This is a genomic window from Luteolibacter flavescens (genome assembly GCF_025950085.1).
GTDB lineage: Bacteria > Verrucomicrobiota > Verrucomicrobiia > Verrucomicrobiales > Akkermansiaceae > Haloferula > Haloferula flavescens.
Map to the genome: position 1 here is coordinate 206,624 of NZ_JAPDDS010000007.1, position 22,683 is coordinate 229,306.

The window sequence follows — 22,683 nt, forward strand, 5'->3', positions numbered from 1 at the left end:
TCAGTAGTATCGGTGGATTGATTCAAGGGGTGGGTGGCAGGGCTTTTCATGGGGCCCTGCTGCCGACCCCGACTCGTTTTCCACGGGACGCAACCGCGGGCCACGATGGCAGGTTTACCTTGATCCCGGGATCATCCGGGCAAAGGTCGAGCTTCCTCCATGGCCACGATTTCCCGACTCCACATCAATGGCCGCGACGTCCCGCTGGATGCGGACGGTGAGCGGCCACTGCTCGGCATCCTGCGGGATGAGCTTGGCCTCACGGGCTGCAAGCCGGGGTGTGGAGAAGGCCAATGCGGCGCCTGTACCGTGCTGGTGGATGGCAAGCCGGTCCGCTCCTGCCTGACGCCGGTCGGCAGCGTGGGCAAGGGGAAGGTCCGCACGATCGAGGGCCTCGCCGAGGGCGACACGTTGCACCCGGTACAGCAGGCATTTCTCGATGCCGACGCGCTGCAGTGCGGCTATTGCACCTGCGGGATGATACTTTCGGCGGTCGCGCTTTTGGAAAAACATCCCGAGCCCACGGAGGCGCAGTTCCTGGAAGCCATGGACGGGAATATCTGCCGCTGCGGCGTCTATAACAACATCCGCGCGGCCGTGAAGAAGGCCTCGGAAACCCTGGCGAGCCGATGAACGAGACCGCGGCCATCGGCTTTGATCGCAGGCGTTTCTTCAAGGTGCTTGGCGGCGGCGTGCTCGCCGTTTGCTTCGCCGGTCCGCTGGCCGCACAGGGCAGGCGTGGCGGCGGTGCCCGACCGATGGAGCTGTCCGCATGGATCCACATCGGCGAGGACGGCATCATCCAAGTTTACACGGGCAAGACGGAGGTCGGGCAGAATATCCGCACCTCCCTCGCGCAGGCAGTGGCGGAGGAGCTGGAGACGCCGATTTCCTCGATCCGCATGGTGATGGCAGACACGGACCTGGTGCCCTACGATGCAGGGACTTTCGGCAGTCGCAGCACACCGGACATGGCGCTGCATCTGAGGAAAGCGGCTGCTGCGATGAAGGGAGAGCTACGGAAGCTCGCTGCGAAACGGTGGGGCATCACGACCCACCACGTTTTCGCTGAGGATGGACGGATCGTTTATTACATGCCCAGACCCGGTAATCCTCCTCCCCGCCGTGCTCCTCTGAGCTACGCAGAGTTGGTGAAGGGCAAGGAAATCGTCGCCATTATCAGGGAAGAATCATTTCTGAGTTCCGCCGAGAATTGGAAGGTGCTCGGCACATCCGTTCCGAAGGTGGATGGTCCGGACTTCGTCACCGGAAAGCATCACTACACCAGCGATCTCAAGCTTCCGGGAATGGTCCATGGCAAGGTGCTGCGCTCGCCACGCTACGGTGCGAAATTGAAGTCCCTTGACGATTCCGCCGCGAAGGCGATGCAGGGCGTCGAGGTCATCCGGGACGGTGATTTCATCGGCGTGGTCGCTCCCTCGCCGTGGCTCGCGCAGAAGGCGCTCGATGCCCTCAAGCCGGAATGGGAAGGCGGCGGCGGTCCGTCTAACAGCGATCTCTTTGCCCTGCTGAAGAACAACACGGGTGAGGGAAATGCGGCAGTGAATGAAGCGCTTGCCACCGCGGCCCATCGCGTGGAGCAGACCTACACCGTCGAATACATCGCCCATGCCCCGCTTGAATGCCGCTCCGGCGTGGCGGAGTGGAAGGACGGCAAGGTCACGGCATGGACCGGCACGCAGCGGCCCTTTGGCGTGAAGGACGAGCTGGCTCAGGCATTTTCACTGCCTCCGGAGAAGGTGCGGGTCATCGTCCCGGACACCGGCTCGGGCTACGGCGGGAAGCACAGCGGCGAGGCCGCCGTGGAGGCTGCACGGCTCGCGAAGGCTGCCGGCAAGCCGGTGAAGATCGTGTGGACCCGCGAGGAGGAGTTTGTCTGGGCGTATTTCCGCCCGGCGGGCGTGCTGGAGGTGAAGGCGGGGATCGATGCGGAGGGCAAGCTGGTCGCGTGGGATTTCCACAATCACAATTCCGGCGGCGCGGCCATCGATACGCCCTATGAGGTGACGGCGAAGAACGTCCGCAGTCACGGCAGCAGGTCACCCCTGCGGCAGGGTTCCTACCGCGGCCTCGCCTCGGCGGCGAATTGCTTCGCCCGCGAGTCCGTGATGGATGAACTCGCCGCGGCTGCAAGGATGGATCCCCTGGATTTCCGGCTGAAGAACCTGACGGACGAGCGCCTGCGGGCGGTGCTTGAGGCTGCCGCTGCCCGATTCGGCTGGAAGGACCGCAAGGGCCACTGCGGGATCGCCTGCGGCATCGACAAGGGCGGCTATCTCGCCAATTGCGTCGAAGTCGATGTGAAGGGGAAGAACGTGAAGGTCGTCCGCATCGTCGCCGCCTTCGAGTGCGGCGCGGTGGTCAATCCCGCGCATCTGAAAAGCCAGATCGAGGGCAGCATCGTGATGGGGCTCGGCGGGGCCTTGTTCGAGTCGATCCAGTTCGCCGAGGGGAAGATCCTCAACCCGGCCTTCTCGAAATATCGCGTGCCACGGTTTTCCGATGTCCCGCCGATCGATATCGTGCTGGTGAACCGGAAGGATTTGCCGTCCGCAGGAGCGGGGGAGGCGCCGATCCTCGGGATTGCCCCGGCGATCGGCAGCGCTATCTTCGCCGCCACCGGCAGGCGATTGAGAGCCCTGCCGATGAAGCTCTGATTTTCCCGTGGACCTCCCCGTCCGGTCTCCGCTCCACCGCTCCCTTATCCTTTGGGTCGGTCTCTGTGTCATCGCCTTCCTGGTCTGGTTGTGGCGCGATGCCACCGGTTTCACCACGATCTTGGGCGTGCGTGACTTCCCTCATGCGACCTTCGTGGTCCATCCGGACGGGGTGTCGTTCTACGCCAGTGCGCTTTTCCTCGTAGGTCCGGGCGTGTTTGAGACCCTGGACACGTGGGATCCTTTTGGCTCCGGGCATCAGGACTTCCTGGTCCACTTTCGCGATCCCTCGGATCTCAAATACGATCCTTGGAGCGAAAGATCCACGGTCACGCTGAGCCATCCAGTTCTGATCTTGACGGCCGCGGTCGCCGTGATCGCGGCGCTTTGGCTGCGCCGGTTCCTGTGGCGGCGGTCACTGCGCACTTGCCCGTAACCGTCGATCCGCTTCAATTCCCGCCAGCCAAGAAATTCTCCACGTATTATGGGACGCGCCTTCGAATGCCGACGCCGAGCCAAGGAAGCCCGCTGGGACACCATGTCCCGCGTTTTCCCGAAGCTCGCCAAATCCATCACCATGGCTGCGAAGAACGGCGGCCCGGACCCGGCGGCCAATGCGCCGCTGCGCCTCGCCATCGCCAATGCGAAGGGCCAGAACCTGCCAAAGGACAAGATCGACGCTGCCATCAAGCGCGCCGCCGGCAAGGACGCGGCGGACATCGTGGAAGTGGCCTACGAGGGCAAGGGCCCGCACGGCTCGCTCTTCTACATCGAGTGCGCCACCGACAATACGAACCGCTCGGTGGTGAACATGAAGACCATCTTCAACAAGAACGGCGGCCAGATCGTGAACAGCGGACAGCTCGACTTCATGTTCACCCGCAAGGCGGTGGTGGAATTCGAAGTGACGCCGGAGATGAACCTCGAGGAAATCGAGATGGAACTCATCGACGGTGGCTTGGAAGAGCTGGAGGTGGAAGACGGCATCGCCCGCGCCATCGGTGAATACGCCAGCTTCTCCGATCTAACGACCGCGGTGGAAAAGCTCGGCATCACCACGAAGAAAGCCGGTTTGGAGCGCATCCCGACCCAGCCGATCGAGCTCACCGAAGAGCAGATGGCGGAGGTGGAAGTGATCCTCGAGAAGATCGAGGAGGATGACGACGTGCAGGTCGTCTTCACGAATCTCTCCTGACCCTTGTCAGTTTCCCGCGATGCGCGTCCTGCTGGCCTGCGACAAATTCAAGGGCTCGCTGGGCGCGGCGGAGGCCTGCGAGGCGATTCGTGCCGGCCTGCCCGATGACTGGAGCATCGACATCTGCCCGATTGCCGACGGCGGCGAGGGATTTGTCGATGCGATGCTGGCAGGCAGTGGTGGCGATGCGGTCAACGCCCCCTGTGCCGATGCGCTGGGCCGCCCCATCGGCGCGAGCTACGGTGTCTATCGTAGCAATGACGAAGTCGTGGCGGTGCTGGAGATGTCCGCCGCCAGCGGCATCTGGAGAATCCCCGCGGGGGAACGACAGCCGCGGCTGGCCAGCACCCATGGGACAGGGTTGCTCATGCGCCACGCGATCAAAGTCTCCGGGGCGACCAAGCTGCTGATCGGCATCGGCGGCAGCGTCACGAATGACGGCGGCGCGGGCATGGCCGCGGCGCTCGGCGTGAAGTTTCTGGACGAGCAGGGCAGGGAGCTTCAGCCGATACCCGCCGATCTCGCGAATCTCCATGCAATCGATTTTTCCGGGCGGATCCCGTTGCCGGAAATCATCGTCGCGTGCGACGTGGACAATCCTCTTGCCGGTCCGCGCGGTGCCTCGGCGGTATTTGGCCCTCAGAAGGGCGCGACGCCGGAAGACGTGGAATTCCTGGATGCCGTGCTGTCAAAACTGGCCACGATTTCAGAGGGGGAAGCCGAAGCCACAACTCCGGGTGCCGGTGCAGCCGGGGGTCTCGGATTCGGACTGCTCCGTTTCGCCGGTGCGAAGCTGGTGCCGGGTTTCGACCTTGTCGCGGATGCCCTCGGACTGGCGGATCGCCTGAGGTCCGCCGATCTGGTCATCACCGGCGAAGGCTCGCTGGACGTGCAGACGCTGGGCGGAAAGGGGCCTGCGGGTGTCGCTGCGATGGCGAAAGCGGCGGGCATTCCCGTGGCCGCAGTGGCCGGTCGCATCGAGGATGCGGTGCGGCCTCTTTTCGATGCCTGCCTTTCCCTGGAGAGCTTCGGCCTGCCGGTTGCCGAGTCGATCGCGCGGGCGCCGGAGCTTGTCACCGCCCTCGTTGCCCAGCATGCGGACTTGCTCCGCGGGTTGGCCGCCCGCTAGGACAGGCGGCGACATGAGCGACGTCGTTCTTCTTTTCTCCGGACAGGGCGCCCAGAAAGTGGGCATGGGCAAGGACTTCCACGAGGCGTCGGAGACGGCGCGCGGGTTGTTCAAGAAAGCCGACGAGGCACTGGGCTTCGCGCTTTCCGAGGTGATGTTCGAGGGGCCGGATGACGAGCTGACCCGCACTTCGCGCTGCCAGCCTGCACTGTATCTCCACGGGCTCGTCGCCTATGCGCTGCTGAAGGAGCGGGTGGGTGGCCTGAATCCCGTGGCTGCCGCGGGTCTCTCGCTGGGTGAATTCACCGCGCACGCCGCGGCGGGCACATTCTCTTTCGAGGACGGCCTGAAGATTGTCGCGCGCCGCGGTCTTTTCATGGAAGAGGCATGCCAGGCAACGCAGGGTTCGATGGCCGCGCTGATCGGTGGCGAGGAAGCCGCGGTGAAAGCCCTCGCTGCTGAGTGCGATGTGGATGTGGCGAACTTCAATGCACCCGGCCAGATCGTCCTCTCCGGCACCGTGGCGGGCATCGACGCCGCAGTGGAAAAGGCCCGCGACCACGGCATCCGCCGCGCCATCAAGCTGAATGTCGCCGGTGCCTATCACAGCCGCCTCATGCAGTCCGCGCAGGACAAGCTCGCCACCGAGCTGGCGGGTGTTTCCGTGCAGTCCCCGGTGCTTCCGGTGGTGTGCAATTTCGGTGCGTCCGTCGTTTCGGAGCCTGCCGAGATCCGCAGCATGTTAGAGAAGCAGGTGACGGGCTCCGTTCGTTGGACGGAATCCATTGAATTGCTCGTCGAAAAGGGCCATCGCACCTTCATCGAGCTTGGTCCCGGCAAGGTTTTGGCGGGTCTCGTCGCAAAAATTTCGAAGGACGCAACGGTGTATTCCGTTGAGGATCTGTCGTCTTTGGAAGCGGTCGCCGAAGCGCTCGGTTAAATGTGATGAAAAAGCCAAATTAGGTGTTGCGCTGAGGCGGGCTGCTGAGTAGCCTCTGCGCACGCCGCAAGGCGCACCAAGCAAGACAAACTACCAGTGGAGCGGTAGTTCAGTTGGTTAGAATGCCGCCCTGTCACGGCGGAGGTCGCGGGTTCGAGTCCCGTCCGCTCCGCCACTCTTTTAGAGTGGTTTAGGTTAAAGAGCCGCCCTTCGGGGCGGCTTTCTTTTTGCCCATGAGTCGGCTTCTGCGCGATGACGACGGCGTGATCTCAACGACGACGAAACCGGCGAAAGGCAGAAGCTTCGCAAAGGTCTTCAAGTTCTAACAGACGGCTTCCTGGGAGCGCCGGTCATTAGACCGGCCCGAGTGGTCCTCCTTGCTCTCTCGTTCACGAGCGTTCCTCTGCTCGCGATGCCTCCTTTTCTCATTCTTCGGAGGGCGATGGCGAACGAACGAGCGAGTCCGGCAACACTGGTGAGCCGCATCACGGGCCTTCCTCTTCTTTCGTCAATTTCGACCGTTTCGTTGTCTCCCTCTGCCCGTCCCAAAATCCCGGCAGCCCCATTTCAAGCAGGTGGAGCATTTTAACCTCTCTCCACTTGGAAGTCTGCGATTTCCGCTCGTAGTATCCCGCACATGAGTTCTGGAGACCCGAATCACATCGAAGGCCTGCGACGGCACTCTCCCAAGGGCGGCTTCCCGTGGTTGCGAGCATCCGCATTCATCATCGTCCTTGCCGGCGTCATCCTGCCCTTCACGAAGCCCGGTCAGAAAATCCTCCGCGGGGTGAAGAACCTGCTCCAACCACCATCGGCACCGGCCGTGGTGGTGAAGAATGACGACTCAGGAGACCAGCTCCAGGATCTGGAAGCCCGGCACCGCCAGCAGATGGAGGAGCTGGAAGAGAACTACCAGCGCGACCTCGCCGCGCTGAAAAAGCAGGCGGACGATGCCGAGCGGCGAGCCACCGCGCCCGAGCCCCCGCTGTCCTCGCACACCGCCCAGAGCGGCGGCGATGTGCGTACGCTGCGCTCCGGCATTCCTTTCAAGACGGAGGTGAAGGTGGAGAAGGGCGGTATTGCCTCGATCGAGCGAAAGGACGCGAATTCCTACACCGCCGAATACACGCTGAAGATCCGCGTGCCCGAGCCATCGAAGACGCTCGATGAACTCCACACCGTGAATCCGCGGCTGGCCAAGCTGCTGCCCGGCCTCCCGGTGATGATGGAAAAGGCGGAGGTCTCCCGTTGGTTCTACGAGCTCTACGACCGGAAGACGAGAAGCCTCCGCGCCGAGTCCACGAAGCTCAACGAGCTCCTGACGAAGCACAACTACTACGACTGCGAGACGATGTTGAACCTGACGCATCCGGAGACGAATCGTAAGGTCTTCCTGCTTCAGGCGGAGATGGACGTGGTCTCGGATGGTTCAGATGGCGACCGCTTGCCGACGATGCCCGATGCCATCGTGAACTCCACGCACTACCAGCCCTACACGAGCTACGGCTGGCCGAAGCAGACAGCCACACCGAACCCGATGATCGCGGGCTTTGAGAAGCGCATCGGCAATGCCAACCGCGAGATCGCGGAATCATCGACCACCGCCGAGCGCAAGACCTGGCTGCGCAACCGCATCAAGGAACTCCAGCGCGGCATCGCGGACATGAAGTCGCGCAGCTTCCTGATCGCGGAGTATGATCCCTTCATCGTCATCCCCGTGAACCTGCTCACGGCCCGCGAATCCTTCGCGCCAAAGGCGGGCGACTACGCGGTGGTCGTGCACGGCGACAAGCTCTACCCGGCAATCGTCGGCGATGGCGGTCCATCCTTTAAAGTGGGCGAGGCCTCGCTGCGCATGGCGAAGCAGATCAATTCGCGGGCATCACCCTACAGTCGGCCGGAGTCCGATCTGGTCGTGACCTACCTCGTCTTCCCCGGTTCGCGCGAGGAGAAGAAGGGGCCGCCGGATTACGAGAAGTGGCGCGAGCGCTGCGGTGAACTGCTGAAGGAATGCGGCGGTCTCGGCGAGGGCGTGGAGCTGCATCGCTGGGAAAACCTGCTGCCGGATCTGACGCCACCGGCACCAACTCCGACGCCGGAAGCAACCCCGGCTCCGGGGCAATGAATTCACGCGAGCTCGGCCGCGATGGGATCGACCAGTGGTGACCCCTCGCGGGTGAGCACCAGCGCGTCGCCGCGGATCTCGGCAAAGCCTTGCTCTAACAGGCGGGAAACCGCGCCGCCGTCCACGAGCGAAAGCGGGACGCCTTCCTCAGTGCGCAGCATCAGCGCGATGCGCTCGAGCCGGCGTTGCTCCAGATCGAGCGATTCGCTTTCCACGATCGCATTGCCGAGCGTGCCGATCATGCGGACGTAGCCTGCGGTGTCGGCCAGGTTCTGCGTCCTCACGCCACCGAGCGTCGAGACCGCGGACGGGCCGAGGCCGAGGTAGTCCTCGCCGCGCCAGTAGCCGCGATTGTGCGAGGAGCGGAAGCCGGGCTGCGAGTAATTCGAGGTCTCGTAGTGCTCGTAGCCCGCGGCACCGAGCAGGTCATTCGCGAGGAAGAATTGCGTGGCGTCACGGTCTTCATCCGCATCCATGTCGCCGCGCTGCAGGCCCTCGAAGAATGCGGTGTCTTCCTCGTAGGTCAGATTGTAGGCGGAGATGTGATCCGGCTTCAGCGAGATCGCGGTTTCCAGCGTCTGCCGCCAGTCGTCATTCGAGAGGCCGGGAATGGAGAACATCAGGTCGATGTTCACCACGGGCATCCCGGCTTCGCGGAGCACCTTCACGGCTTCCGCCGCCTGGGCGGGATCATGCTCGCGGCCGAGGGTCTGGAGCACGTGCGGGGTGAAGGACTGGATGCCGAGCGAGACGCGGGTGACGCCGAGATCGCGGAAGAGTCGGGCCTTCGCCACGTCGAAGGTAGCGGGATTTGCTTCCAGCGTGACCTCGTCGAGCGAGTGGAGATCGAGGATTTCACCCAGCCCGCCGAAGAGCTTCCGTAGGTGGGTGGGCGAGAGCATGGAGGGTGTGCCGCCGCCCAGGTAGAGCGTGCGCGGCTTTTCCCCGAGCGCGGCAATCCTGCCGCGTGCCTCCTCCAGCAGCGCATCCGTGAACGCGCCGATGGAGGTGTCGCCCGGCGTGTGCTTGTAAAAGGAGCAGTAGGGGCAGACCCGGTGGCAAAACGGGATGTGGAGGTAGAGGAGCATCGGACCCGGACCGGCGGGCCGGGCAGGAGAGCACGGCGGCGGCGAGATGACCAGTGTCCGGGCGCGAAATGCCCTTTGCAAGTCCGGCGGGGAGGGGGAACATGGGGCGGGTTCCTCACAGCCCGCCACGCACGATGCACATCCGTCCCCGTCGCAACCGCCGCACGCCGGCGATCCGCTCGCTGGTCCGCGAAAACACCCTCAGCCCTGCGGATTTCATCCTGCCGCTCTTCCTCCACGAGGATGCGGAGGACACGCCGATCGCCTCGATGCCCGGGGTCACGCGTTGGTCGCTGGAGGGACTGGTGAAGGAGGCGGGCGAGGCGCACGCGTTGGGCGTCCCTGCGGTGGTGCTTTTCCCGAAGATCGAGGAAGACCTGAAGACCCCGCACGCCGAGGAGGCATACAATGCCGAAGGACTCGTGCCGCGGACGATCCGCGCGCTGAAGGCGGCCTACCCGACGCTGTGTGTGATCACCGACGTGGCGCTCGATCCCTACAATTCCGACGGCCACGACGGCGTGGTGAAGCGGGACGAACGGGGAGAACTGCAGATCTTGAATGACGAGACGGTTGAGATCCTTTGCCTGCAGGCGCTCTGCCACGCGCACGCGGGGGCGGACATCGTCTCTCCCAGCGACATGATGGACGGCCGGGTGGCAGCGATGCGCGCGGCTCTCGATGGCGCGGGCTTCGATCAGGTGTCCATCCTCAGCTACTCCGCGAAGTATGCGTCGGCCTACTATGGACCTTTCCGCGGGGCGCTCGACTCCGCGCCGAAGGAGGGCGACAAGAAGACCTACCAGATGGACCCGGGGAATGCCCGCGAGGCGATCCGCGAGGTGCTGCTGGACGAGGCGGAAGGTGCGGACATGGTGATGGTGAAGCCCGCCGGCCCCTACCTCGACATCATCACCCGGGTAAGGGAAAGTACGACGCTTCCCGTAGCTGCCTACCAGGTGAGCGGCGAGTATCTCATGATCGAGAGTGCCGCCGCCGCCGGATGGGTGGATGGCAAGGCCATCGCGCTCGAAAGCCTCATGGGCATCAAGCGCGCCGGGGCCGACATGATCCTGACCTACTACGCGAAACGGGCGTCGCAGTGGTTGAAGGCTTGATGGCGCTCACCGATTCCTCAAGAGGGATCGCCACTTCTTGGGGTCGGAATGTTGGTGGAAGAACGCCACCACAACGACCTCATCTGGATCCACCCGGAAAAAGAGGATGTAGGGGAACTTCGAGAGTAAAACCCTGCGATAGGGCGGGCTCAACAGATGAAAAGCTTCGGGAAACGGGCTGAGTTTCTCAACCGCGTCCGCGATCTCGCTGAGTATCCTTTCCGGTAGTTCCGGACTTTGATCCTCATACCGGGTCAAGGCCTCTTCGATTTCCGCGAGGCAAACCGTGAGGAATCGAACGTTCATCGACCGAACCTCGCTTGAAGCGTCTTGATCGCTTCGGCGGCATCCACCGCCGCGATCTCCCCACGCTTGTAGGCCTCCCATCGGGAGTCGCACTCATCCTGAGCCTTCCGCTTCCAGTCGCGATCCGCTTCGACCTCCAGGCTCGTGTAGAGCAGGTCGGCCAAGCGGATGCGCGCGAGGGGCGGCAGCTTGAGTGCTTCTTCCTCAAGGGTGAGGGCGTCCATGGGCGGAAACTATCATTCCTCCCGAGGGGAGGAAAGTTGAAGTTTCCACCTCACGCGTAGCTGCGGATCGACAGGTGGACCGCCTCGAAGGAAAGCGGTTCCTTGTGAAGTTCCGGCTCGGAGTTCGCGCCCTTGTATTCCCAGGCGGAGACGTGGCAGAATTTGTCGTCGTGGCGCTTGGCCTCGCCCGGCTGGGTCTTGCCTGCCTGCACCTCGGGGTCGGCGTCGGTGAATTGGTGCTCCGTGCGGAAGTGGCCGCCGCAGCTTTCCTCGCGGTCGCGGGCGTCGTAGCACATCATTTCGCCGAATTCGAGGAAGTCGGCCACGCGGCCCGCTTTCTCCAGCTCCATGTTCGCCTGTGCGCCGGAGCCGGGGATCCGGACATTCTGCCAGAATTCCTCGCGGACCTGCGGGATCTTCGCAATCGCCTCGGTGAGGCCTTCGCGGGAGCGGGCCATGCCGCACTTCTCCCACATGATGCCGCCAAGCTCCTTGTGGAAGCTGTCCACGGTGCGCTTGCCATTGATCGAGAGCAGCTTGTTCGTGCGCTCGGTGACTTCGGCTTCCACCGCCTTGAATTCCGGCTGGTCCGGCTTGATCGTGCCGGGTTTCTGCGTCGCGAGGTAGTTCGCGATGGTGGAGGGGATGACGAAGTAGCCGTCGGCGAGGCCCTGCATCAGGGCAGAGGCACCGAGGCGGTTCGCGCCGTGGTCGGAGAAATTCGCCTCACCCAGCACGTGTAGGCCGGGGACATTCGACATCAGGTTGTAGTCCACCCAGAGGCCGCCCATGGTGTAGTGCACCGCGGGGTAGATCATCATCGGCTGCTTGTACGGATCCTGGCCGGCGATCTTGTCGTACATCTGGAAGAGGTTGCCGTAGCGGGCGCGGATGGTCGCCTCGCCGAGACGCGCGGTCGCGTCGCGGAAGTCGAGGTAGACACCCAGGCCGGTCTTCGCGATGCCGCGACCGTCGTCGCACGCTTCCTTCGCAGCACGCGAGGAAATGTCACGCGGGGCAAGGTTGCCGAAGGATGGGTACTTGCGCTCCAGATAGTAGTCGCGGTCGTCCTCGGCCACGTCGGACGGGCTGAGGGTGCCACTGCGGATCTTCTCGGCGATCTCGCGAGTCTTCGGTGCCCAGACGCGGCCGTCATTGCGGAGCGACTCGGACATCAGCGTCAGCTTCGACTGGTAGTCGCCGCTGACCGGGATGCAGGTCGGGTGGATCTGCGTGTAGCAGGGGTTCGCGAAATACGCGCCACGCTTCGCCGCGCGCCAGGCCGCGGTCACGTTGCAGCCCATCGCATTCGTGGAGAGGAAGAAGACGTTGCCGTAGCCGCCGGTGGCGAGGATGACGGCGTCGCCCGCGTGCGAGCTGATCTTGCCGGTGACCATGTCGCGGACCACGATGCCCTTCGCGTGGCCATCGACGAGGACCACGTCCAGCATCTCGGTGCGCGGGTACATCGTCACGCCGCCCTTGTGGATCTCCTTTTCCAGTGCCTGGTAGCAGCCGATGAGGAGCTGCTGTCCGGTCTGGCCGCGGGCGTAGAAGGTGCGGGAAACCTGCGCGCCGCCGAAGGAGCGGTTGTCCAGCAGGCCGCCGTATTCGCGGGCGAAGGGCACGCCCTGCGCGACGCATTGGTCGATGATGTTGTTCGAGACCTCGGCGAGGCGATACACGTTCGCCTCACGGGCGCGGAAGTCGCCGCCCTTGATGGTGTCGTAGAAGAGGCGGCGCACGGAGTCGCCGTCGTTCTGGTAGTTCTTCGCGGCATTGATCCCGCCCTGCGCGGCGATCGAGTGGGCGCGGCGCGGGCTGTCCTGGTAGCAGAAGCACTTCACCTTGTAGCCCATCTCGGCGAGCGAGGAGGCCGCGGCACCGCCGGCGAGGCCGGAGCCGACGACGATGACGGTGAATTTCCGCTTGTTCGCCGGGTTGATCAGCTTGGAGTCCATCTTGTGCTTGGACCACTTCTGTTCGATCGGACCGGACGGGATTTTGCTGTCGAGAGCCATGGCTGGAAAGGTGTGGGAAAGGCGTTCGGTGAGGAATCAGCGGCCGAATCCGAAGATGTAAATGGCGGCGGGGATGGAGACGAAGCCGATCCAGATGAAGGCGGCGTAGCCTTTCGAGACCACGGTGATGAGCGGGGCGGACTTCTTCGAGCGCAGGCCGAGCGTCTGGAACATGGCACCCACGCCGTGGCTGAGGTGCGAGCAGAGCAGCGTCATGGCCAGGACGTAGAAGGCCGAGACGTACCACACCGAGAAGCCATCGACGACCATCTGCCAGGCATCGTGGCGGCCCAGTTCATCGCGGTAGCTGCTGTAGGTATTCCCCAGCCGCAGGGTGAAGTGCATCAGGTGGTAGATCACGAAGACCAGGATCGTGATGCCGCTCCAGATCATGATGCGGGAAGACTTGCTCGTCTGGATGTTCGTCTCCTTCTCGTAGGCGGTGCGGGCTGCCCGGTTCTCCGCGGTCAGCGAGACCGTGGCGGCCACGTGGAGGACCACGGCACCCAGCAGGCCGATGCGTGCGACCCATACCCCGGCTCCGTGGAGGAAGTGGTGGAGGAACTGCGCGTAGTCATTGAATGCCTCACGGCCGAGGAAGACCACCAAGTTGCCCGTCAGGTGACCGGCCAGGAAGAGGACGAGGGCGAGGCCGGTGATGGCGACGATGTATTTCCGTCCGATGGAGGACTTCCAGACACGACAGACGATGGGAAAAGAGGAGCAGGCGGGTGCGTTCATGGACGGTGGTTGCTGGACCGGCGCGCGCGAGATTTACGGGGTGCCCCCGTGGCCATGCAAGGGGAGAGTCCCGCGGCCACAGGATCGGCGGTGAAAAAAGCGATTGAAGCGGATCAAAACGGCTTGGCGAGGCCGAGGTAGGCGGCCCCGATGCCGGAAAGGAGCACCACACCGAGCAGGGCGGGGGCGGGCATCACCTTCCTCTTCGCCAGCGCCGGAGCGGCACCGAGGACGAGCCACAGCACGATCTTCGCGTGCCACCAGCCGCCGGGGGCATTCGTCGCCCACTTGAAGGGCGGGCCGAAGAGCATGTGCAGGCCGATGAGCAGCAGGAGCATGAGGGAGACGCCGTGGAGGATATTCGCCCACTTCTTGGTATTCTCACCGGAAGCTGCGATAATGGCGCCCATGGCCGTGAAAACGCCCAGCGCACCGGCCAGGTGCAGGGTTTTGAGGAGGAAAGGATTCATCCCCGCGAGTCTGGCCGGGCAGGACATCTGGGCAAGGGAAACCTCCCCGCGTATCATGCTACTTTCGGCGAGTGCCACGGAGTCCGTTCTCTTGTCTTTGACACGGCTGTCACGGCCCCAGCATGTTCGGGAGGTGATCATACCGCATTTTTGGGCTGAAGCGCGCTTGCAGACAAAGAGTGCCGGGCGTCAGGTCACCGTGCGGCGCTGGGGGTGGTCGGAGATGAGCCAGAAGGATGCCCAAGCGCTCGCCGAACAGCGGGCAAAAGAGGCCATGGAGCGTATCCTCGCCGGCGAGTCGCTCCGGCGGCGCGAACCCAGGGACACCTACGGCACTGCGGAAGGCGTCCCGATCCGCGAGGAGGTCGTGTCCCGCCATGACCACGCCATTGTCACCCGCAATAGCTACGGGTCTCTCTGCCTGAATACGCCCGACGTGCTGTTCGCCGATGTCGATGCCCCGTGGCGCGGAGCCCTGCATGTCCCGTTCGTTGGCTGCCTGGCAGTTGTTCTGGCGGGAGTTGTTGCGGGGTTGGTGCTGAAGTCTCTCTGGATCGGCGCGGCCCTCGCCATCGGAATTCCCTGGATCTGGTCTCACGTCCTGTGGCGGATCAACCGCGCCCGTCGCAGTGACGGCGAGGCCCGCGCGAAGCAGGAAAACCTTGAAAAGGTCCGCGCCTTTGCTTCTGCCCATCCCGACTGGCACCTTCGCGTCTACGAAACCCCTGCCGGCTACCGGGTGCTTGCAATGCACGATGTTTTCGATCCACAGGGCGATTCGGCAAAGAAGGCGTTCGAGGCGGTCAACACCGACCCGCGTTTCTCCCGGTTGTGTGCGTTGCAGGACTGCTTTCGTGCCCGGGTCAGCCCGAAGTACTGGCGCATCGGTTACAGGCCAAAGGAATGGCTGCCCAAATCGAAGTGGCCCTTTCCCTCCGAGGAGGTTCCCCGCCGGAAGCGCTGGGTGGAAGGATACGAGGCATTGGCTTCCGGCTTCGCCTCATGCCGGTTTATTGAACGTCTCGGCAGTCAGACCGTGCATCCGCACGCCGAGGCGGTGCGAGCCCTGCATGACCGATTGTGCCGGGCGGATAGTTCCTTGCCACTTGCGTGACGAGGCTGGCGGAGCAGCTACCCGGCATCACGCCGTCGCCGCGAGCTTTGGGATCGCGGCGAGGAGCTTTTTGGTGTAGGCGTTCTGCGGGTTGTCGAAAAGTGCCTCCGCTTCGCCTTCCTCGACGATTTTCCCCTTGTACATCACCACGATGCGGTCCGCGAGGTAGCGGACGACGCCGAGGTCGTGGGTAATGAAAATCATCGTCAGTCCGAGTTCCGCGCGCAGCTTCTTCAAAAGATTGAGGATCTGCGACTGGATCGAGACGTCGAGGGCGGAGACCGGTTCGTCCGCGATGATTAGCTTCGGTTCCGGCGCGAGGGCGCGGGCGATGGCGATGCGCTGGCGCTGGCCACCGGAGAATTCGTGCGGGTATTTCTTCTGGAAGCGGGGATCGAGGCCCACGGTTTCCATCAGCTTGGCCACGCGCGCGTCCAGATCTGCGCCGCCCACGCTCGGGTGACGCTGGCGGATTGCCTCGGCCAGCGTGGCGAAAACGGTCATCCGGGGATTCAGCGAGGCGTAGGGGTCCTGGAAGACCATCTGGAAGTCCAGGCGGCGCTTGCGCACCTCGGACGGCGGCAGTTGCGCCAGGTCCTCGCCATTCAGCACGATCGAGCCGGCGGTGGGGCGCAGAAGCTGCATGACGGTGCGGGAAAGCGTGGACTTCCCGCAGCCGGACTCACCCACCAGGCCGAGGATCTCGCCCTTCTCCAGCGACAGGCTCACGCCGTCCACCGCGCGGATCGTCTCCACCGTGGGGGAGAAGATCGTGCCGGCGCGCTTTTTGAAATGGGTCTGCAGGTCGCGGATTTCGAGGTAGGCCACGCGCCTTACAAAGCATGACACAAACCACCCGGCACGGAAAAAAGCATCGTACTTCCGTGCGTCTTTGGTCTTGAAATTTTCCCCCGCTTGCCACGGCGGACGGCAGACGCCTACTTTCGCCCCCCGCCCATGAGTGACGTCCCGAACGAAGCCGCAGCCCAGCACATCATCACCATCGCCAAGGAGACCGGCATCAATGTGACCTCGGTCGCTGCGACCGCCAAACTGCTGGCCGAGGGTGGAACGGTCCCGTTCATTTCCCGATACCGGAAAGAAGCCACCGGCTCGCTGGATGAAGTGCAGATCCAGGCCGTGCGCGACCGCATGGTGCAGCTCGTCGAGCTCGATGGGCGCCGCGCCTCGATCATCAAGTCGCTGGAAGAGCGCAACCTGCTCTCGCCGGAACTGAAGAAGAAGATCGACGCCGCCGGGACGATGACCGTGCTGGAGGACATCTTCGCGCCCTTCCGCCCGAAGCGCCTCACCCGCGCGACGAAGGCGAAGGAGAAGGGCCTGGAGCCGCTCGCCGAGTGGCTGCTCGCGAATCAAGGTGCCGATCCCGCCGAGGAGGCTGCAAAATTCGTCAATGCCGACACCGAGACGGACGCGGAAAAGAAGGTCGCCGATGCGAACGAAGCGCTGGCCGGTGCCCGCGACATCATCGCCGAGCGCGTGGCGGACGATGCCGCGCTGCGCGGACGCGTCCGCAAGATCTACGAGGAAGAGGCGACCGTGGCCTCGAAGGTGATGTATGGAAAGGACACCGATGCCGAAGCCGCGAAATATCGCGACTACTTCGAGTGGAGCGAGCCCTTCAAGAGCATCCCGTCCCACCGCATGCTGGCGATCCGCCGCGGGGAAAAGGAGAGCTTCCTCATCATGCGCATCGAGGTGCCGCTGGAGCGCATCAGCCGCATGGCCGAGCCCGAGTGGGTCACCGGTCGCGGCCCGGCGGGAGATCAGGTGAAGCAGGCGGTCGAGGACGGCTGCAAGCGTCTCCTGATGCCATCCATGGAGACGGAGATGCGCCTCGCCGGCAAGAAGGCCGCCGATGAAACGGCCATCCGCGTTTTCGCCGACAATCTCCGCGAGCTGCTTCTGGCCTCGCCGCTCGGCCGCAAGCGCACGCTCGCCATCGACCCCGGCTTCCGCACCGGCTGCAAGACCGTGGCGCTGGATGCCCAGGGCGCGCTGCTGCACCACACCGTGCTCTACGCGACCGCGGGCTCGAACAACCAGCTCTACGAAGCCGCGGTCGAGCTGACCACGATGATCACGAAGTACAAGATCGAGGCCATCGCGATCGGCAATGGTACCGCCAGCCGCGAGGCCGAGGCCTTCGTGAAAAAGCTGAAGCTTCCCGCCGGCATCCCGGTGATCATGGTGAATGAGTCCGGTGCTTCCATCTACTCCGCTTCGGAAGTCGCCCGTGAAGAATTCCCGAACGAGGACGTCACGGTCCGCGGTGCCGTCTCCATCGGTCGCCGCCTGATGGACCCGCTCGCCGAACTGGTGAAGATCGATCCGAAATCCATCGGCGTCGGCCAGTACCAGCACGACGTGGATCAGCGCGCGCTGAAGACCTCGCTGGACGATACCGTGGAGAGCGCCGTGAACGCCGTGGGCGTGGAGCTGAATACCGCGTCCAAGCAACTGCTGGCCTACGTTTCCGGCCTGAATGCCTCGCTCGCGGAAAACATCGTCGCCTTCCGCACGGAGCACGGTGGCTTCACCTCGCGCGATGAGCTGAAGAAGGTTCCGCGCCTCGGTGACAAGGCCTTCGAACAGGCGGCGGGCTTCCTTCGCATCCGCGATAGCAAGCACCCGCTGGACGGCTCTGCGGTTCACCCAGAGCGCTACCCGCTGGTCGAGCAGATGGCTGCGGACGTGGGCTGCGAGGTCGCCGATCTGCTAACGAATGAAGCCGCGCGGAAGAAGATCGACCTGAAGAAGTATGTCTCCGGTGATGTCGGCCTGCCGACGCTGCAGGACATCTTCGCCGAACTCTCGAAGCCCGGTCGCGACCCGCGCAAGCAATTCGAGCACCTGACCTTCGCCGAGGGCATCGAGAAGCCCTCGGACCTGAAGGCCGGCATGAAGCTCCCGGGCATCGTGACGAATGTCGCAGCCTTCGGTGCCTTCGTCGATGTGGGTGTCCACCAGGACGGTCTCGTCCACGTCAGCCAGCTTGCGGATCACTTCGTGCGCGACGCGAGCGAGGTGGTGAAGGTGGGCCAGCACGTGAATGTGACCGTGATGGAAGTGGACCTTCCCCGGAATCGCATCTCGCTCTCCATGAAGTCGAAGCCAGACATGGAACCTCGCCGCGCCCCGTCGGGTGGTGGTGGTGGAAATGACCGCGGCCCGCGCCCGGAACGCCGCGACAATCGCCCGCAGCAGGGCGGCGGCGGTGGCAATGACTGGTTCAGCCAGGCCATGGGCCAAGCGAAGAAGAAGTAAGCGGCTTTTTTCGCCGAAGGCAGGATTTCGGGGCGTCCTCTTTTCAGAGAGGGCGCCCTGTTCTTTTTACATGACGTGGCCGTCCCTCGTAGCAGAACGGCTGCGCCGTTCTGGCTGGGGAGAGCGTGAGCCAAAGTAGTAAGCTTGATCACCTCCGCGGACCGCACCCAGCCGAAACGACGCAGTCGTTTCGCTACATCAAAATGCGCCGCCACATCTTTGGAATATCGACGAGCCGCTGCGAGTTTCCGCGTGCAGGCGGCGGGGCGTTTCATCCAGCTTGCACGAAATGAAAATCACGAGGGTGCGGTGCCTTGGCTGCGGTGCGGATCTGGAGATCGAGGACTCGATCCGTGTTTTCAACTGCACCTACTGCCACGCCCGCCAAGAGATCACCCGGGACGCCGCGGCGGACCACACCCGCCTGCTGGAGACCATCGCGCGGAACACCGGGCAAGCTGCCGACAGCCTCTCGGTGCTCGAACTCCAGAACGATCTCGACCGCATGGATCGTCAATGGAAGCACGAGGAGAATGGCCACAAGATCTTCACCGGAAAGAACCGGCCCAAGGCTCTTCCCACCTCTTTCGACAACTATGCATTCGGCTGGATCATGGGCGGACTCGGCGTGATTGCGCTTCCGTTTTCATTCTTCATTGGTGGCGGTGCTCCCATCTGGGCGGTCGTTCTGATCGCGGCAGCAGCATGCATGCACGTCTATGCGGAGAAGCGGGCATCGGCCTACAAAAAGGCGCTCTCGGCTTATCAAGGCAGGCGCTACAAGCTGATGCAGCGGATCGAGGAAATCCGGAAAAGATAGGCGCATCCTTGCCCGGGGGACTCCACACAAGGCGTGAAATTCCACGTGCCGACCGGATGATGTTTCGTTCATCCTCCATGCGATGAAAGTGACCAAGGTGTGTTGTCAGGGTTGCGGCGCGGACTTGCAGGTCGACGAGTCGATCCGCTTCGTCACGTGCAACTACTGCCACGCCCGCCTTGAAATCGTCCACGATTCCACGGTGACGCACACGAGGATGCTGGAGCACATCGGCCGCACCACGGAGCAGATGGCCGGGAACCTGCGCGTGATCGAACTCCAGAACGACCTGGCACGACTTGACCGGGAGTGGGCATTGCGGAGGGAATCCTTCATGGTCACCGGGGAGAACGGTCACCGTTTCTTGCCGACCGAGACAGGTAGCCTGCTCGGCGGCGGGGCGATGGTGTTGTTCGGTATTGTCTGGATGGTATTAACCTCTTGGATGGAAGCGCCGCTTCCGTTCCCCTTGTTCGGCTTGCTCTTCATTGGCTTCGCGATCTTCGGCACGGTCAGCGGCGCTTCAAAGGCGTCCGACTATCGGAACGCGGAAAGGCAAGTCAGCAGGCAGAGGTCTGCCTTGCTGCGCCAGATCGAAGGACTTCGGAAAAGGTAAGAGAGTAGGAATTTTGCTTACGCGAAACCACGGATCGATCGTAACAGTTGTCAGGTTGCGGTGCGGGGGTGGCTTGTGCAAAGTAGTGCAACGTGAAAACCCTTGATCGTTTTTTGATCCGTCACGCCTCGGGCCGTGACGCCACCCGGATCGCCGGGATCCAGATCCGCTCGTGCCAGGCCGCGTGCAAGGGATTGGTACCGGAAACGAAGCTTCAGGAGATGGATGCGTCGCGTCGGGCGGTGGAGTGGAAGGACGCGCTGGGCACTCCTTGCCAACAGACCGTGCTGGTGGCGATGAAGGGCAACCGCATGGCGGGCTTCTGCACCTTTTCAGAATCCACCGACCCCGAAGCCGCGCCCGCAACCGCCGAGATCGGTTCGTTCTTCGTGGACCCCCTCGCATGGGGGCGCGGTGCGGGCCGGGATCTCGCGGAGGAGGTGATGGGACAGGCGAAGCGCCGTGGCTTCTCACAGATCACGCAGTGGGTGATCGGTGCGAATGACCGCTCGCGGCGCTTCTGTGAGAGCATCGGCTTCGCACCGGATGGTGTCGTGAAGACCGAAGATATCTCCGGCTGTCCCGTGCAGGAGCTGAGGTATGCGAGGCGGCTGTGACATCCTTTAACCGAATGGCCCAGGAGGAAGGGAATGCCATTCACTGCGACTTCGATTGCCTGGCCTCTGCAAGTTGCAGGCGGGCGAGGCAATCGGCACACGATGCCGCATCACGGGCGATAATAGGTCAGACGGAAGAAGCCTGAGTTGCCCGTTGCAGTCCCGACCGGGATGCGCTGGTTCGATCCCACCACGGCGGTTCGGTCGAAGGTGAAGTTGTTGAGCGATGGCCCTGCTTTCCACACTTCCACGATCGCCTGCGCAGGCAATTGTGTGAGCGCCACGCTGCCGGATCTCACTTCCACCATTGGGCGTAGGATCTGAAGTGGCGAGCCTTGCTCTCCTGTCGGGAGCGGAGCGGACAGGAAAACGTAGGTCGCATACTGATGCCCGGACGGAGGCGCATGGCCGACTCCGAATACCACCTGACCTGCATAAAATGCCGTCTGGCCGAAGACGTGCGGCGCGTGTGAAGAGGAGGCTCGCCAGGCGGCCACGGAGTCGGCAGGCGTGTCCACGCCGGAGCCGCGCATGCTTTCCACGAAATTGCTCGACGGTGTGTAGTTGGCGGGCAGCGGATAGCCTTCGTTGAGCACCCGCTGGTTTGAATTCACCTGATCGGGATTCATGTGGGCGAAGAATTTTCGCCGCTGCGTATCCTCGGCGTGCTTGCGGGCGGCGAGGCAAAGGCGGGGATCCAGCACCATCTGGACGCGTTTTTGATCCGGGTGATCGCGGATCAGGCGGTAGGTTTCGAATTCCTTCGCTGATGGGACGAAGACGATGCCTTCCGGCGGGACTGCCGCCATGGCGCCGCCTGCAAGGGAGAGCAGGCAGGTCACGATCGGCGCGAATCGATTTTGGGTCGGGTTTGGGATGCAAGGGTGGGTCGCTTTCATGGCATATTTATCCGGGTTCGCGATGTCGTCGTTTCTCCGCGGAGGTGGATGCCTGTCCCTTGTCCTCTGCCCGGTCAGTGCCGGGCGGCGGGGTTGAAACGTCCTTTTCCGCGGGAAAGCCGTCGTTGGGGGGCTCATTCAGCGGGGGGCGTCCGGCTTTCTGCGGGCCGGCGGTATAGCGTGGTTTTGCAGCCATCTTTCATTTTCGACGACTTGGAACATCGACGCAAACGAAGGATATCAAATTCGGCATGAAGCCTGCAAGTCGGGACACATGTTTGACTTGGCGATTTCGTTCGATATACAGGAAACACCCTGGAAAATGACAACCCATTGATGTCGAAGAAAATTCTAGCAAACATCCACGCCGAGTGGCCGGATGTGATGCCGCGGCCCGAGTGGCGGATCACCGCCGCATACCTTCTGGCCGCGGGCCTGTGGGTCGTGTTGTCGGACTACCTGGTCTGCTCGGTCTGGCCAGATGGATCGGCATGGGTGCAGGCGCTGAAAGGCCTGAACTTCATCGCCACCACCTCGCTGCTACTGTTTTTCGTGCTGCGACGCGCCTACCGGGGCTGGCGTCGAGCGGAGCGGCGGAATCGCAATCTGGTCGTGGAGATGAGCGATTGCTTTCGCCAGCTTTCCGGGCGCTCGGAGCGCTTGCGCGAGGAGGAGCGCACGCGCCTTTCCCGGGAGCTGCATGATCAACTGGGGCAATCCCTCACCGTGCTCGCACTCGATCTTCGCTGGATGGAAGGGCGGCTGGAAAAGCTGAATGATGCCGCGCCGGTGAATCCGCTGATCGACCGCCTCGTGGACATGGAGGGGCAGGTGCAGCAGTTGCTCGCTGCCGTCCAGTCCATCTCCGCTGATCTGCGGCCGGATGCCTTGGACCGGCTCGGACTACACGATGCGCTCATCCAGGAGGCGAAGCGTCTCCAGCAGCGCAGCGGCATTGCCATCACGGTGGACGTCACCGGAGTGCCGGAGAGGCTCCCGCAAGAGATCGCCACCACTGCTTACCGGATTTTTCAAGAAGCGATGACGAACGTGATTCGCCACGCGGAAGCGTCGGAGGTTGTTGTTTGCTGTGGCACGCATCAGGGGCGCTTGAGGCTTTCCATCACCGATGACGGCGTGGGCATGAAGCCCGACGGAGATCGGGGAAGAGGAGCCTTGGGACTTCTCGGCATGCGCGAGCGTGCGGAGTCCTGCGGCGGCTCCCTGCGCGTGACCTCCAATCCAGACAAGGGTACCGAGGTCGTCGCTGAACTGCCATGCAAGCGGGAATGAA

General features: G+C 63.3%; 22 protein-coding genes and 1 tRNA gene. 15 read left to right on the top strand and 8 right to left on the bottom strand.

What is annotated here, in order from left to right; translation table 11 throughout:
* The first annotated feature begins 159 nt into the window (after positions 1-159).
* The 8 genes from OKA04_RS14355 (at position 160) to OKA04_RS14390 (ending at position 8,067) form a co-directional block, all read left to right on the top strand.
* Positions 160-633 (top strand): (2Fe-2S)-binding protein, encoded by a 474-nt coding sequence (locus OKA04_RS14355; RefSeq protein WP_264501873.1) that lies wholly within the window; start codon positions 160-162, stop codon positions 631-633.
* A complete protein-coding gene (locus tag OKA04_RS14360; protein WP_264501874.1) occupies positions 630-2,678 on the top strand; it encodes a xanthine dehydrogenase family protein molybdopterin-binding subunit in 2,049 nt (682 codons plus the stop codon). The genes OKA04_RS14355 and OKA04_RS14360 overlap by 4 nt, the downstream gene beginning before the upstream one ends.
* Positions 2,679-2,685: 7 nt before the next feature.
* Complete coding sequence (locus tag OKA04_RS14365) at positions 2,686-3,114, top strand: hypothetical protein (RefSeq protein WP_264501875.1); 429 nt, start codon at positions 2,686-2,688, stop codon at positions 3,112-3,114.
* Between the two features lie 48 nt (positions 3,115-3,162).
* Positions 3,163-3,873: a YebC/PmpR family DNA-binding transcriptional regulator gene (locus OKA04_RS14370; protein ID WP_264501876.1), complete on the top strand. Its 711-nt coding sequence runs from the start codon at positions 3,163-3,165 to the stop codon at positions 3,871-3,873.
* Between the two features lie 19 nt (positions 3,874-3,892).
* Positions 3,893-5,002: a glycerate kinase gene (locus OKA04_RS14375; RefSeq protein WP_264501877.1), complete on the top strand. Its 1,110-nt coding sequence runs from the start codon at positions 3,893-3,895 to the stop codon at positions 5,000-5,002.
* 13 nt (positions 5,003-5,015) lie between these two features.
* The gene (gene fabD, locus OKA04_RS14380) at positions 5,016-5,942 is read left to right on the top strand and encodes an ACP S-malonyltransferase (RefSeq protein ID WP_264501878.1); all 927 of its coding nucleotides are present in this window, start codon (positions 5,016-5,018) and stop codon (positions 5,940-5,942) included.
* Positions 5,943-6,040: 98 nt separating this feature from the next.
* A tRNA-Asp gene (locus OKA04_RS14385) sits at positions 6,041-6,117 on the top strand.
* Between the two features lie 462 nt (positions 6,118-6,579).
* Complete coding sequence (locus OKA04_RS14390; protein ID WP_264501879.1) at positions 6,580-8,067, top strand: glycoside hydrolase family 75 protein; 1,488 nt, start codon at positions 6,580-6,582, stop codon at positions 8,065-8,067.
* 2 nt (positions 8,068-8,069) lie between these two features.
* Here the strand turns inward: OKA04_RS14390 and hemW are convergent, their stop codons facing one another.
* Positions 8,070-9,155 (bottom strand): radical SAM family heme chaperone HemW, encoded by a 1,086-nt coding sequence (hemW, locus tag OKA04_RS14395; protein WP_264501880.1) that lies wholly within the window; start codon positions 9,153-9,155, stop codon positions 8,070-8,072.
* 134 nt (positions 9,156-9,289) lie between these two features.
* Here hemW and hemB point away from each other — a divergent pair, with 134 nt between their 5' ends.
* Positions 9,290-10,273 carry a porphobilinogen synthase gene (hemB, locus tag OKA04_RS14400; protein WP_264501881.1) on the top strand — a complete coding sequence of 328 codons (984 nt, stop codon included), beginning with the start codon at positions 9,290-9,292 and terminating at the stop codon, positions 10,271-10,273.
* 6 nt (positions 10,274-10,279) lie between these two features.
* On the opposite strand, the gene OKA04_RS14405 is transcribed toward hemB, so the two are convergent.
* From OKA04_RS14405 to OKA04_RS14425, 5 genes are all read right to left on the bottom strand, one after another.
* The gene (locus OKA04_RS14405) at positions 10,280-10,579 is read right to left on the bottom strand and encodes a type II toxin-antitoxin system RelE/ParE family toxin (RefSeq protein WP_264501882.1); all 300 of its coding nucleotides are present in this window, start codon (positions 10,577-10,579) and stop codon (positions 10,280-10,282) included.
* Complete coding sequence (locus OKA04_RS14410) at positions 10,576-10,803, bottom strand: addiction module protein (protein ID WP_264501883.1); 228 nt, start codon at positions 10,801-10,803, stop codon at positions 10,576-10,578. Before OKA04_RS14410 ends, OKA04_RS14405 begins: the two co-directional genes overlap by 4 nt.
* 50 nt (positions 10,804-10,853) lie before the next feature.
* The gene (locus OKA04_RS14415; protein WP_264501884.1) at positions 10,854-12,824 is read right to left on the bottom strand and encodes a fumarate reductase/succinate dehydrogenase flavoprotein subunit; all 1,971 of its coding nucleotides are present in this window, start codon (positions 12,822-12,824) and stop codon (positions 10,854-10,856) included.
* 36 nt (positions 12,825-12,860) lie between these two features.
* Positions 12,861-13,565: a succinate dehydrogenase cytochrome b subunit gene (locus OKA04_RS14420; RefSeq protein WP_264501885.1), complete on the bottom strand. Its 705-nt coding sequence runs from the start codon at positions 13,563-13,565 to the stop codon at positions 12,861-12,863.
* A 113-nt stretch (positions 13,566-13,678) separates the two neighbouring features.
* The gene (locus OKA04_RS14425) at positions 13,679-14,035 is read right to left on the bottom strand and encodes a hypothetical protein (RefSeq protein WP_264501886.1); all 357 of its coding nucleotides are present in this window, start codon (positions 14,033-14,035) and stop codon (positions 13,679-13,681) included.
* 133 nt (positions 14,036-14,168) lie between these two features.
* Here OKA04_RS14425 and OKA04_RS14430 point away from each other — a divergent pair, with 133 nt between their 5' ends.
* Positions 14,169-15,149 carry a hypothetical protein gene (locus OKA04_RS14430; RefSeq protein WP_264501887.1) on the top strand — a complete coding sequence of 327 codons (981 nt, stop codon included), beginning with the start codon at positions 14,169-14,171 and terminating at the stop codon, positions 15,147-15,149.
* Positions 15,150-15,176: 27 nt separating this feature from the next.
* On the opposite strand, the gene OKA04_RS14435 is transcribed toward OKA04_RS14430, so the two are convergent.
* Entirely contained in the window at positions 15,177-15,977 is an 801-nt protein-coding gene (locus OKA04_RS14435) for an ABC transporter ATP-binding protein (protein ID WP_264501888.1), read from the bottom strand.
* A gap of 129 nt (positions 15,978-16,106) precedes the next feature.
* Between OKA04_RS14435 and OKA04_RS14440 the strand changes: the two genes are divergently transcribed.
* The 4 genes from OKA04_RS14440 (at position 16,107) to OKA04_RS14455 (ending at position 20,490) form a co-directional block, all read left to right on the top strand.
* Positions 16,107-18,437 carry a Tex family protein gene (locus tag OKA04_RS14440; protein ID WP_264501889.1) on the top strand — a complete coding sequence of 777 codons (2,331 nt, stop codon included), beginning with the start codon at positions 16,107-16,109 and terminating at the stop codon, positions 18,435-18,437.
* A gap of 289 nt (positions 18,438-18,726) precedes the next feature.
* Positions 18,727-19,257, top strand: coding sequence for a hypothetical protein (locus OKA04_RS14445; protein WP_264501890.1), 531 nt, complete (start codon positions 18,727-18,729; stop codon positions 19,255-19,257).
* An 82-nt stretch (positions 19,258-19,339) separates the two neighbouring features.
* Positions 19,340-19,873 (top strand): hypothetical protein, encoded by a 534-nt coding sequence (locus OKA04_RS14450; RefSeq protein WP_264501891.1) that lies wholly within the window; start codon positions 19,340-19,342, stop codon positions 19,871-19,873.
* A gap of 92 nt (positions 19,874-19,965) precedes the next feature.
* Positions 19,966-20,490: a GNAT family N-acetyltransferase gene (locus OKA04_RS14455; RefSeq protein WP_264501892.1), complete on the top strand. Its 525-nt coding sequence runs from the start codon at positions 19,966-19,968 to the stop codon at positions 20,488-20,490.
* A gap of 110 nt (positions 20,491-20,600) precedes the next feature.
* On the opposite strand, the gene OKA04_RS14460 is transcribed toward OKA04_RS14455, so the two are convergent.
* Entirely contained in the window at positions 20,601-21,332 is a 732-nt protein-coding gene (locus OKA04_RS14460; RefSeq protein WP_264501893.1) for a CAP domain-containing protein, read from the bottom strand.
* 393 nt (positions 21,333-21,725) lie between these two features.
* Here OKA04_RS14460 and OKA04_RS14465 point away from each other — a divergent pair, with 393 nt between their 5' ends.
* Positions 21,726-22,682, top strand: coding sequence for a sensor histidine kinase (locus OKA04_RS14465; protein WP_264501894.1), 957 nt, complete (start codon positions 21,726-21,728; stop codon positions 22,680-22,682).
* The last annotated feature ends 1 nt before the right edge of the window (position 22,683 follow it).

Coding starts and splice junctions, on each gene's coding strand:
- OKA04_RS14440 (WP_264501889.1), top strand. CDS start 16,107: ATGAGTGACGTCCCGAACGAAGCCGCAGCCCAGCACATCATCACCATC.
- OKA04_RS14355 (WP_264501873.1), top strand. CDS start 160: ATGGCCACGATTTCCCGACTCCACATCAATGGCCGCGACGTCCCGCTG.
- OKA04_RS14420 (WP_264501885.1), bottom strand. CDS start 13,565: ATGAACGCACCCGCCTGCTCCTCTTTTCCCATCGTCTGTCGTGTCTGG.
- OKA04_RS14425 (WP_264501886.1), bottom strand. CDS start 14,035: ATGAATCCTTTCCTCCTCAAAACCCTGCACCTGGCCGGTGCGCTGGGC.
- hemW (WP_264501880.1), bottom strand. CDS start 9,155: ATGCTCCTCTACCTCCACATCCCGTTTTGCCACCGGGTCTGCCCCTAC.
- OKA04_RS14415 (WP_264501884.1), bottom strand. CDS start 12,824: ATGGCTCTCGACAGCAAAATCCCGTCCGGTCCGATCGAACAGAAGTGG.
- OKA04_RS14445 (WP_264501890.1), top strand. CDS start 18,727: ATGAAAATCACGAGGGTGCGGTGCCTTGGCTGCGGTGCGGATCTGGAG.
- OKA04_RS14390 (WP_264501879.1), top strand. CDS start 6,580: ATGAGTTCTGGAGACCCGAATCACATCGAAGGCCTGCGACGGCACTCT.
- fabD (WP_264501878.1), top strand. CDS start 5,016: ATGAGCGACGTCGTTCTTCTTTTCTCCGGACAGGGCGCCCAGAAAGTG.
- OKA04_RS14450 (WP_264501891.1), top strand. CDS start 19,340: ATGAAAGTGACCAAGGTGTGTTGTCAGGGTTGCGGCGCGGACTTGCAG.
- OKA04_RS14465 (WP_264501894.1), top strand. CDS start 21,726: ATGTCGAAGAAAATTCTAGCAAACATCCACGCCGAGTGGCCGGATGTG.
- hemB (WP_264501881.1), top strand. CDS start 9,290: ATGCACATCCGTCCCCGTCGCAACCGCCGCACGCCGGCGATCCGCTCG.
- OKA04_RS14405 (WP_264501882.1), bottom strand. CDS start 10,579: ATGAACGTTCGATTCCTCACGGTTTGCCTCGCGGAAATCGAAGAGGCC.
- OKA04_RS14360 (WP_264501874.1), top strand. CDS start 630: ATGAACGAGACCGCGGCCATCGGCTTTGATCGCAGGCGTTTCTTCAAG.
- OKA04_RS14410 (WP_264501883.1), bottom strand. CDS start 10,803: ATGGACGCCCTCACCCTTGAGGAAGAAGCACTCAAGCTGCCGCCCCTC.
- OKA04_RS14370 (WP_264501876.1), top strand. CDS start 3,163: ATGGGACGCGCCTTCGAATGCCGACGCCGAGCCAAGGAAGCCCGCTGG.
- OKA04_RS14375 (WP_264501877.1), top strand. CDS start 3,893: ATGCGCGTCCTGCTGGCCTGCGACAAATTCAAGGGCTCGCTGGGCGCG.